Raw genomic sequence first — 11,038 nt, 5'->3', positions numbered from 1 at the left:
TCTAAAATCATTAAATCTCGGCTAGATGGTAGAATAATGAACCGAGATTTGAATGGTGCGCGAGGAATTTATCTTCGTGCATTGGTTGATACGCCTTGGTTGAGAGAAAATCTCGACTTATGTATTTGTTAGCGTTAGTTAGCAAAAAAGTATCGGAATTCAGATTTGTTATAAGTGAAAATTAAACGACTGCTAAGATTAATCCTTGCTTCCTAAACTCGTTTATTTATTCCTTTAAGCTTTTTAACTCGCAAACCCCCAGTAAATTCTTGCAGTCTTAGCTAATTTATACAATCCCAAGTCTGTTACTGGAATCTATTGTTAACAGTGTTAATACGCAGGAAATTAACAACATCTGGATGGAGAACGACTGGAAGCATAGTTGTAGAGTCGCTTTAGTAGATGGATAGTATCAAAGGTGATTATATCTAATTTATACTAAGTTTATTGAGACTTGTCTAACTATGAACAAATATGAAGAATACCCTCTAAAGTAGCTATGCTAAGGAGGGAAAATCAAGCTAATATTCAAAATAGACCTAAATCCTACTTGACAACTATGACATCAACAGTTAATTCCGAATCTCAAGCAATGGCAGCGACCAAAAAGGGCTTACCAGTAACAATTATTACGGGTTTCCTTGGTAGTGGTAAAACGACTTTACTCAATCATATTCTCACAAATCAGCAAGGAGTGAAAACTGCGGTTTTAGTTAATGAATTTGGTGAAATTGGCATTGATAATGAATTAGTTGTTTCCACTCAAGATAATATGGTGGAATTAAGCAATGGTTGTATTTGTTGCACTATTAATAATGACTTAGTTGATGCAGTTTACAAAGTGTTAGAAAGGGAAGAAAAGCTAGATTATTTAGTTGTAGAAACCACAGGTTTAGCAGATCCTCTACCAGTAGCAATGACATTTTTGGGTTCAGAATTGCGAGATTTAACTCGGTTAGACTCTATTGTTACTGTAGTTGATGCGGCAAATTATAGCTTAGATTTATTCAATTCTGAAGCTGCTTTGAGTCAAATTACTTATGGTGATGTCATTATTCTCAATAAAACCGATTTAGTTGATGAACCAACTTTGCAGGAATTGGAGAAAAAAATCAACAATATTAAGGAAGGATCAAGAATTATTCGTACAACAAAATCTCAAGTTCCCCTTCCTTTAATTCTGAGTGTCGGTTTATTTGAATCTGATAAATATTTTGATTCCCATGCACAAGAACATCATCATCATGATGACCATGACGATCATGATCATTCTACCTGTGAACATGACCATCATGATCATAAACATCATCACCATGAACATTCCCACCATTTAGAAAATGATGGTTTTATTTCTATTTCTTTCCAAAGTGATAAACCATTTTCCATTAGAAAGTTTCAATATTTTTTAGATAGCCAACTACCTACAAATGTTTTCCGCGCAAAAGGAATTATGTGGTTTGATGAAAGTCCCCAACGTCATATTTTCCATCTTTGCGGTAAACGCTTCACTATTGATGATGATCAATGGAAAGGTGAAAAGAAAAATCAGTTAGTGTTAATTGGTCAAAATCTTGATAGTGAAACTTTACTTCAGCAATTGGAAAACTGTATTTGTCTTCCTTCTAGCAACAGAGGTAAAGGGTTTGGGAAATAGTTGTAGGGTGCTTCTTTGTAAAGTTGCATATAATTTACCCCTCGGCTTTGCCGTCCTCCCCTGCTAGGGGGAGACTACAGAGAGGTCTGATTATGTGCATCTTCATGGAAAATTGGTATTAGACGAGAATGAATCAAAGCAGATTAGAGAACCAACTTCTGTGTAATGTCTGCCAGCAAACCTTCACAGGCATCCATCAGTAAATCAATAACTTGATTAAAACCCTCAACACCGCCATAATAGGGGTCTGGAACTTCCTTGAGGGTGTATTTAGAGCAAAAATCGCACATTAACCTAACTTTAGAATGATATTTTCCAGAACGATCAACAGCTAAAATATCATCATAATTGCTCCTATCCATGGCCAAAATCAAATCAAACTCTTGAAAGTCCAAGATTTGAAATTGACGAGCTTGGCCACGGAGTTTAAAACCTAACTTATTCTCCGCTGCGGCACTCATGCGTCTATCCGGTGCTGCACCGATGTGATAACCAGCAGTACCCGCAGAATCACAGATAATTGTCTTAGTTAAACCCCTTTGCTCAATCAGATGATTCATAATATTTTCTGCCGATGGCGATCGGCAAATATTACCCAAACAGACAAACAATAACTTATAAGTCATATATTTTGATTTTTGTGTCAGTTGTCAGTTATTTTATACTACTGACCACTGACTGGTAATTTTAGATTTTAGATTTTAGATTTTAGATTTTAGATTTTAGATCAAAAAATTTTGGTACAAGTCCCCATCCTTGAGGACGGAAAAATACTCAATGCCAAATCCCAAATTTTCAAGCTTCCACACTTGAGGATGGAGTCAATCCAAAATCCAAAATACTCGCCGCGCTGCGTACGCTTCGCTAACGTAAATCTAAAATTGAGTGACTACATTCCAGGTAATTCTAGTCCACTGGTTAAATCTTCCATCCGTTCCCGCATGGTTTCGGTAGACTTTGTATAGGCATCTTTCATGGCCACAGCAACTAAATCAGAAAGCACTTCTGCACCTTCTTCCAAAGCAGAGGGAGCAATTTCCACTCTTTTGGGTTCTTGGTTGCCACTGAGAACAACCTTAACCATTCCACCACCAGATTCTCCGAGAATCTCCATTTGCTCCAATTCTTCTTGAAGACGCTTTGCACCCGCTTGAACTTCTTGCGCTTTTTTAAATGCTTCGGCTAGTTCTTTCATTTTACCTAAGCCAAAGCCAAATCCCTGTCCTTTTCCTGTCATAACTGGTTATCCACTGTACGATTACTTACAAATCAAATTCAATTATAGATGGGGTGGGTAATTGGTAGCGGGTGATTGGTAATTGGTAATAAATTCTTACCTATCACCTGTCACCTTTAAACAATCGGTGAAAACTCACCCAACATTTTCACTTCTGGTTCTAGCCAAATTGACCAACGTTCTTGGACTTCATGCTGAATATGACGAATGAGGCTAAAAATATCGTTGGCTTTAGCTCCACCGCGATTGACAATAAAATTAGCATGGAGTTGGGCAACTTGCGCTCCTCCTAATTGATAGCCTTTGAGTCCGGTTTGCTCAATTAACCAACCAGCAGTGTAGGGTTTAGGATTTCTAAACACACTGCCACAACTGGGATAGCTATAAGGTTGGGTGCTGAGTCGGTGTTTTTTATGTTCCTTAGTTCTAGCTGTCACTGCTAGAGGATCTGCACCTGGTTGGAGTTGGAAGGTGGCTTGAGTAACAATTTGCTTTCCACCTTGTAGTAGTGAACTGCGGTATGTATAGCCCAATTCCTCTGGGGTGAGAGTTGCCAATGTTCCATCTGGAGAAAGAACTTGGGCGCTAACTAACATATTGGCAACACAGCTATTGTGCGCTCCTGCATTCATTACTACCGCACCTCCTACCGTCCCGGGAATACCCACAGCCCATTCCAATCCTTCCCATCCTAAAGCGGCTGCGTCCCATGCTAAAGCAGGAATAGTTTCTCCTGCGGATACAGTTAATTGACCTGTGGCTGGATTAAAATGTTTAGATCGGAGATGACGGGTAGCGATGACTAAACCGGGTATACCGCGATCGCTCACCAACAAATTAGAACCAGCACCTAATACCGTAATTCTTAAATCATTTTCCTGGGCATAGTCAATACTTGCTTGTAGGGATTCTAAATCGCGGGGAGAAACATACCATTCTGCTTCTCCCCCAACGCGATAAGAAGTAAACGCTGACAAGGAAGTTTGGGTTCTGAGAGTACAATTAGTTCCTAATAAGTAACTTAATTTACTACCATTCACATTATCTTTAGTTTGTCTTAGTGGAGTCAAATCAGAAAATTTGCAGATTTTGCCAAATCCCTGGGAAGTTATCATCTTTACTTCAATTGGTAAATTTTTGAACTATGTGATTTATTCAGCCTAAAAATCCGGTATTGCAGTTAATTTATCAAACTACTGCCAGAAGTTTTGAATCCTAAGAAGTGGCAATTGCAGGTTCACTCATCGTAGTAATTAGTTCAGGAATAGTCTGATTCAAATTACCCGCACCTAAAAACAATGCCAAATCTCCCGGACGTAGTGTTTGCAGCAAAAATTCACTAATTAAAGATAGGGTCGGTTGATAAACTACCTGAGGATTATGTTTGCTAATGGCATCAGCTAAATCTTGTCCACTGACTTGACCTAAATCTAGTTCACCCGCGCTGTAAATATCAGTCAATACTACTAAATCAGCATGGGTAAAAGATGCAGCAAATTCTTCTAAGAATGTTAATGTCCGACTATAACGATGGGGTTGGAAAATAGCAACCACTCTCTGTCCTGGTCGGGCTTGCAGACGGGCTGCGGCTAGAGTAGCACGAATTTCACTCGGATGGTGGGCATAATCATCAATAAAAGTAATTCCTGTCGCTTCACCTCGAAACTCAAACCGTCGTCTTGCACCTTCAAAAGTGGCTAAACCCTTAGCAATTTCCCCAAATTCTAAACCTAATAATCTACCTACCGCCACTGCTGCTAAAGAATTACTGAGGTTATGATGACTCAATAACTGTAAGGTTAATAAACCCAAGGCTTTACCTTTTTCCCATACCAAAGCTGTTGTCCCATCAGCACGATAATCTATATTAGTCACCGTATAATCAGCACCCTTATCTGGGTTTAGACTATAGCTAATGGTGGGCTGAAATCTATCTCGCACCGTGTCACAATCAATGCTACCTATCAAAGTTTTGCAGCCTTGAGCAAAGGTTTGGAAGGTATTAACTACTTCTTCTAAAGTTTCGTAATGGTCAGGATGATCTAATTCAATATTAGTAATAATGCCAATCTCTGGAGCGTGTTTGACTAAAGAACCGTCAGACTCATCTGCTTCTGCTACCAAATAAGGGCTTTCCCCCATTCTGGCATTACCTTCCCAAGCCTTTACCTCGCCCCCAACTAAAATAGTTGGATCAAGTCCAGCTTGCAAAAGCATATAACCAATCATGCTACTGGTAGTGGTTTTGCCATGAGTCCCCGCCACAGCAATACTGTGATAATCAGCAATTAAAGCCGCGAGAACATCAGAACGATGCAAAATAGGGCAACCTAATGCCAAAGCAGCTTTATATTCCAAATTACTGCTATTAATAGCTGTGGAACAAATGACTTGGGGTAAGGTTGTTTTTGCTGCCGACAATTTTTCCGGTGAAGCTAATAATATGGCATCAGTCTCTACTTGGGGCAGAAAAAATTCCAGATTATTCGCCTCTTGTTTGCTAAAAATGTGAGCGCCCAGAGATTCTAACTTGTGCGTAATATGATTAGGCCGCAAATCTGAACCCGATACTGGTAATTGGCGTTTGGTAAGAACATACGCTAAAGCAGACATTCCAATACCACCAATCCCAATGAAATGAAATGGTCTGCCACTAAAATCTATAGAATTACTCATTTTATTCTCCTCTTATACCACACCACACCACACCAAACCAAACCACATCAGACACGCGTATCATAACAGGATTTTGATTTTTACAGATACTAACTATCTCATCCAAAATGTTGATCCCTGCTAAATAATTAATTTCTGAGCTTGTTTTTACTCCTTGAACCAAATTATCCCCCTGTCGAAAACTCTTTCTACTTATAATCTGCTCATAAGACTATTCTGAAAATTATTGCTACATCGGGAAAGAAAAAATTGTAAATTTAAATACATATTGTCGTGGCTTTGGGAAAGTTCAGTAGGCTATAGTCCAGCAACTTGCATTACTGGATAAAAACCTGCATCGGAGTTGACTACAATAGTACATTGCTAGTGAAAATATTATGAAATTTATAAGAATGATCCTTGTTAACAGTTGACTGTTGACAGTTGACTGCAAAAGTATTACTCCCCTGCACCCCTGGTCTCAAGTCTAGAGGTTATAAAAAAAATCTGTATTTTTTTTTCGATCTAACACTTTCTGGTTATAAATAGCTTCCCTCTTTGCGATATGATTGGGGTCAACGATATCAACTTATAGGCATAAATACAGAGGGCAAGACACTGTGATTAGAGTTGCAATTAACGGTTTCGGGCGCATTGGACGTAACTTCGCACGCTGCTGGGTGGGTAGAGAAAACAGCAATATCCAACTGGTCGGTATTAATGACACTTCCGACCCTAGAACTAATGCGCACTTGCTTAGATATGACTCCATGCTAGGTAAGTTACAGGGTGCGGACATTTCTGCTGATGATAATTCCATCATTATTAATGGTAATACCATTAAGTGCGTATCTGATCGCAACCCAGATAACTTGCCATGGAAAGAGTGGGACATTGACCTGATTATTGAATCAACTGGTGTGTTTACCAGTAAAGAAGGGGCAATGCGGCACGTCAATGCTGGTGCTAAGAAGGTTCTGATTACCGCCCCTGGTAAAAATGAAGATGGTACTTTTGTCATGGGTGTAAATCATTATGATTATGACCACAACAAACACAATATCATCAGTAATGCTAGTTGTACTACCAACTGTTTAGCTCCCATTGCTAAGGTGCTAGATGAAAAATTTGGGATTATCAAAGGTACAATGACCACTACCCACAGCTACACAGGTGATCAGCGTTTATTAGACGCTTCCCACCGTGATTTGCGCCGCGCTAGAGCAGCAGCTATTAACATTGTTCCTACTTCCACTGGTGCAGCAAAAGCAGTAGCTTTGGTACTTCCTAACCTCAAAGGTAAGCTGAATGGTGTAGCTTTGCGTGTACCCACTCCTAACGTTTCCATGGTGGATTTTGTCGTTCAGACAGAGAAACGCACTATTGCTGAAGAAGTTAACCAAGCTATTAAAGATGCTTCAGAAGGTTCTCTAAAAGGCATTTTAGGTTACAGCGAATTGGAACTTGTATCTTCTGACTATCAAGGTACAAATGAGTCTTCTATTGTTGATGCCAACTTAACCATTGTTATGGGTAATGACATGGTGAAAGTCATGGCATGGTATGACAATGAGTGGGGTTATAGCCAACGAGTTCTAGATTTGGCTGAATTAGTAGCTGCAAAATGGGCTTAATTGTTCGTTGTCCTTTGTCCTTTGTCAGTTGTTCTTTGTTTAAATACCACTGACTACTGACCAAAATGTTGAAATCCCTGGCTGAGTGTGAGAACTTGGTCGGGGATTTCTGGTTTTTCATAGTGTAAAATAACTGTTGAATCTGAGGTAATTTTACCGATAATGGCTGCACCTGTTCCTAGTTTTTGCACTAATGCTAATGCGGGTTCTGGTGGTAAACACAAGATTAATTCAAAATCTTCGCCACCATAGAGGGCATATTCTAATGATCTTTCTAGTGTTAGCCAATTTTGAAACACTGATGGTAAGGGTATTTTACTAGCTGCTATAATTGCACCGACTTGACTGGATCGGCAAATTTGTAAGACGGCATCTGCTAAACCGTCGCTGCTATCCATGCCGGCAACAGTGATTTTAGATTTTAGATTTTGGACTTCGACTTCGCTCAGTTGAACGATTGTGGATTGGGATTCTACAATTTCCCATAAAATAGGTAAGACATCTAAACGGGGTTTGGGGCGTTGATGGGCGGTGATTAAAGCTGTCTGATCTTCTTTTTTGAGGGTTTGAGCTATTTCCGGATGTAGGAGTAGTTCTAAGCCCGCACGGGAAGCTCCATGTATACCTGTGAGGACAATTGCATCTCCTATTTGGGCGGTGCTACGACGGATGATGAAATTAGGATCAGCTTGACCAAAGGCTGTAATTGATAAGGTGGTAATGGGCGATCGCACAATATCACCACCAACTATTGGCACATTATACTGTTGCAAACATTCTGTCATGCCCTGATATAGTCTTTCTACCCAATTTACTGTCACATCCCCAGGTAAACCCAGTCCGATGGTTATTCCTAGAGGTGTTGCACCCATGGCAGCTAGATCAGATAAATTTGCTGCTGCTGCCCGCCAACCAGCATCCTCTGGGGAGGTGGTAACATCACTAAAATGTACACCGTCAACTAACATATCTGTGGTGACAATGAGAGGTTGATCTGGCTTGGTGAGTAATACTGCTGCATCATCACCAATTACATCAGGTGGACAAAAGCGTTGTAATCTGGCTAAAAGTCCTTGTTCACCAATATCTCGAACTCGCTCAGAAGATAAATTATGATTCACAGCAGAAATGAAATATTGAACTCATCACAGCGATCGCCCAACTCTTACAATATAAGATAGATTGTTGCAAATTGTATAGTTAAGGATTATAGCTGTCATGGCTGCTGCCGTTTTCATCGAACATCTAAAAAAAAGCTACAGTAATGTGGTTGCAGTTCAGGATGTCTCCTTTGAAGTGCAACCTGGAGAAATTTTTGGTTTGCTTGGCCCCAACGGGGCTGGGAAAACTACTACTCTCCGGGCTTTGTGTACCCTGACAACCCCTGATGCTGGCAAAATTGAAGTTTCCGGCATTTCGGTGTTAGATAACCCCAAATTAGCCCGGCAAAAGCTGGGTTATGTAGCCCAGGAAGTAGCTTTAGATAAGGTACTGACTGGACGGGAGTTACTACAATTACAAGCCGCCCTTTATCATCTGCCTGGTAAGGTGATCCAAGAAAGGATTAAGACTATTTTGGATTTACTGGGTTTACAAGAATACGCAGATAAAAAAACCGGTACTTATTCCGGTGGTTTACGCAAGCGTTTAGATTTGGCTGCTGGGTTACTTCATGCACCGGATGTTTTGGTATTAGATGAACCAACGGTAGGATTGGATATTGAAAGCCGGGTTGTGGTGTGGGATTTTTTGCGAAAATTACGAGCTGCGGGAACTACAGTGGTAATTACCAGCCATTATTTAGAAGAAGTTGACGCTTTAGCCGATAGAGTAGCAATTATTGATCGAGGTTTGGTGATTGCTAATGGTACACCTTCGGAGTTAAAAGATCAGGTGGGGGGCGATCGCATCACTTTAAGAATCCGCGAATTTTCACCCAGTGAAGAAGCGGAAACTGCAAAAAATCTTTTAGCAGCTTTACCTTTTGTGCAAGAAATTATCATCAATAGCGCCCAAGGAAATTCTCTTAATTTAGTAGTCACACCCCAAAATGATGTTTTGATTACTATTCAACAGACATTAAATAATGCAGGTTTACCAATTTTTGGTATTGCCCAATCTCGTCCGAGTTTAGATGATGTTTACCTAGCAGCGACGGGAAAAACTTTAATGGATGCAGAATTAGCTGCTGTGGCTAATCGTGATCCTAAAGCTGAGAAAAAGCAGAATATGAGATAGAGGAAATAGTATTATGTGGGGTGCGTGAGGAGTAAATCCATAACGCACCACTAGCAATTGTTTATGTAGGTGACAGGTTTTCGGCTTTAACAAGTCAAACATAAATCTTTGATGACAGCTAATATTGCATATCATGTTCGTTTAAACTTATTCTTAGTTAAGATTCCGTAGAAAAAAGTGATAAAGATCACAGCAAAAACCTTACGCATTATTATCTTGCTCTTGCCAAATTGCTGCTCTTTCTGCTGCCAAACCCTGAAGTAAATCACCTATTTCTAAACCTGCATCTTCCATCATTGCTGTAATTTTGTCGGCAATTTGTGGAACTTGCGGTTGTTTGGGAGTAAGTAAAACAACTTCACCAATTTGTAATAATGTTGACGTATCACCTGTAACTAAGCTAAGATGTACCTTTAAATCTTCTGGAATAGTAATTTTTCCCTCATTTTCTATGCAAATAGAGAAAGCCTTAATTTCTATATTTTCTGATATATTAAGTCATGCTTAGTCGTTTGTATGGGTTTTTGTAGAGATATTTGCACAAAATGATCTATATGGTTATGCAATTTTAAAATGTTATGGGATACTTGGATTATATCATGGTTAAAGAGTGAGGGGCGAGCTTTCATCTAAATTAGTGCGATCGCCCTTTCTCTCTCAACAAGCGATCGCTATCCTAAAATTAAATTACCACTAAGCAAAACGGACTGAATAATTCCCAGTTTGTAGTGAGGAATTTATTCCTTCGTTGAGGACTTTAGTCCTCATTACGAAATTTCACCCCCACATTGTTTAGCTACTCCACCCGACGCTGGTTACCATCAAGTAAACAACTAACAGTCATATCACCCATCACATTAATAGCAGTGCGACAACGATCAAGAAACCAGTCCACTGTCACCAACAAAGCAATATATTGAGTAGGCAACCCCACAGAAGTAAATACAAGAGTCATTGTCACCAAGCCAGCTTCAGGAATACCCGCCGCCCCAACAGATGCGAAAATAGATGTCAATATAACAATAAACTGCTGTACCAAAGAAAGATGTAAATCCAACACTTGGGCAACAAATAATGCTGACATCGCCTCATACAAAGCCGTACCATCATTATTAAAATTACTCCCCACTAACGCGCCTAAAGAAGCAGAAGATTCTCGTAAACCAATTTTCTCTAACAAAACCTCAAAAGTAATTGGTGTGGTTGCAGTGGAAGAAGCTGTAGAAAAGGCTGTTAACAAAGCCTCAGAACCACCAGCCAAAAAACTTGTTGGTGTTACCCAAGAACCAAACTTCACCCGCAGCAAATAATAACCAGCTTGCAAGCACAAAGCTAATAGCACAGATATAATAAATGCACCCAAAGCTTTAAATGGTTCAAACCCATGAAAGGCAACGGTTTTGGCAACAATTCCAAAAACTGCCAACGGCACCAAAGCGATCACCCAATGCAAAATACGGATAACTGCTTCAAATAAAATCGTGATTATTTTCTCAATTGCTAGATAATCTGTTTTATCTTCAGATATCTGCCGTGTTTTTAAGCTTCGTAAAACTATCCCAAAAGCCAAAGCAATAAAAATCAATTGAATGACATTATTATCCCACATTCCGCACTTCA

At 39.7% G+C, this 11,038-nt stretch carries 9 protein-coding genes; 3 read left to right on the top strand and 6 right to left on the bottom strand.

From position 1 onward, the window contains the following. Positions 1 to 559: 559 nt before the first annotated feature. Positions 560 to 1,654 carry a CobW family GTP-binding protein gene (locus CUN59_RS15840; protein WP_104388752.1) on the top strand — a complete coding sequence of 365 codons (1,095 nt, stop codon included), beginning with the start codon at positions 560 to 562 and terminating at the stop codon, positions 1,652 to 1,654. Positions 1,655 to 1,797: 143 nt separating this feature from the next. Here the strand turns inward: CUN59_RS15840 and CUN59_RS15835 are convergent, their stop codons facing one another. The 4 genes from CUN59_RS15835 to murC form a co-directional block, all read right to left on the bottom strand. Then, positions 1,798 to 2,280, bottom strand: a complete 483-nt coding sequence (locus tag CUN59_RS15835; protein ID WP_104388751.1) for a low molecular weight protein-tyrosine-phosphatase — start codon at positions 2,278 to 2,280, stop codon at positions 1,798 to 1,800. A 263-nt stretch (positions 2,281 to 2,543) separates the two neighbouring features. Beyond that, positions 2,544 to 2,891, bottom strand: a complete 348-nt coding sequence (locus CUN59_RS15830) for a YbaB/EbfC family nucleoid-associated protein (protein ID WP_104388750.1) — start codon at positions 2,889 to 2,891, stop codon at positions 2,544 to 2,546. A 116-nt stretch (positions 2,892 to 3,007) separates the two neighbouring features. Then, positions 3,008 to 4,006 (bottom strand): UDP-N-acetylmuramate dehydrogenase, encoded by a 999-nt coding sequence (murB, locus tag CUN59_RS15825; RefSeq protein WP_104388749.1) that lies wholly within the window; start codon positions 4,004 to 4,006, stop codon positions 3,008 to 3,010. 100 nt (positions 4,007 to 4,106) lie between these two features. After that, the gene (gene murC / locus CUN59_RS15820; RefSeq protein ID WP_104388748.1) at positions 4,107 to 5,567 is read right to left on the bottom strand and encodes a UDP-N-acetylmuramate--L-alanine ligase; all 1,461 of its coding nucleotides are present in this window, start codon (positions 5,565 to 5,567) and stop codon (positions 4,107 to 4,109) included. Between the two features lie 599 nt (positions 5,568 to 6,166). Between murC and CUN59_RS15815 the strand changes: the two genes are divergently transcribed. After that, a complete protein-coding gene (locus CUN59_RS15815) occupies positions 6,167 to 7,180 on the top strand; it encodes a type I glyceraldehyde-3-phosphate dehydrogenase (RefSeq protein WP_104388747.1) in 1,014 nt (337 codons plus the stop codon). 53 nt (positions 7,181 to 7,233) lie between these two features. Here CUN59_RS15815 and thiL read toward each other — a convergent pair whose 3' ends face one another. Then, on the bottom strand, positions 7,234 to 8,301 hold the full coding sequence (gene thiL, locus CUN59_RS15810) for a thiamine-phosphate kinase (protein ID WP_104388746.1): 1,068 nt from the start codon (positions 8,299 to 8,301) through the stop codon (positions 7,234 to 7,236). 97 nt (positions 8,302 to 8,398) lie between these two features. Here thiL and CUN59_RS15805 point away from each other — a divergent pair, with 97 nt between their 5' ends. After that, positions 8,399 to 9,418, top strand: coding sequence for an ABC transporter ATP-binding protein (locus tag CUN59_RS15805; RefSeq protein WP_104388745.1), 1,020 nt, complete (start codon positions 8,399 to 8,401; stop codon positions 9,416 to 9,418). Between the two features lie 796 nt (positions 9,419 to 10,214). On the opposite strand, the gene CUN59_RS15800 is transcribed toward CUN59_RS15805, so the two are convergent. Then, positions 10,215 to 11,038, bottom strand: an 824-nt coding sequence (locus tag CUN59_RS15800) for a dicarboxylate/amino acid:cation symporter (RefSeq protein ID WP_133164036.1), incomplete at its 5' end; no start/stop codon positions are given.

It is taken from the genome of Cuspidothrix issatschenkoi CHARLIE-1 (assembly GCF_002934005.1).
GTDB classification, from domain to species: Bacteria; Cyanobacteriota; Cyanobacteriia; order Cyanobacteriales; family Nostocaceae; genus Cuspidothrix; species Cuspidothrix issatschenkoi.
The sequence above is the reverse complement of the archived record's forward strand: the minus strand, read 5'-3'. Positions and strand labels throughout refer to the sequence as shown.

What these genes read in the sequence shown, in the direction of transcription:
- CUN59_RS15840 (WP_104388752.1), top strand. Translation starts at nt 560, where the DNA reads ATGACATCAACAGTTAATTCCGAATCTCAAGCAATGGCAGCGACCAAA.
- CUN59_RS15835 (WP_104388751.1), bottom strand. Translation starts at nt 2,280, where the DNA reads ATGACTTATAAGTTATTGTTTGTCTGTTTGGGTAATATTTGCCGATCG.
- CUN59_RS15830 (WP_104388750.1), bottom strand. Translation starts at nt 2,891, where the DNA reads ATGACAGGAAAAGGACAGGGATTTGGCTTTGGCTTAGGTAAAATGAAA.
- murB (WP_104388749.1), bottom strand. Translation starts at nt 4,006, where the DNA reads ATGATAACTTCCCAGGGATTTGGCAAAATCTGCAAATTTTCTGATTTG.
- murC (WP_104388748.1), bottom strand. Translation starts at nt 5,567, where the DNA reads ATGAGTAATTCTATAGATTTTAGTGGCAGACCATTTCATTTCATTGGG.
- CUN59_RS15805 (WP_104388745.1), top strand. Translation starts at nt 8,399, where the DNA reads ATGGCTGCTGCCGTTTTCATCGAACATCTAAAAAAAAGCTACAGTAAT.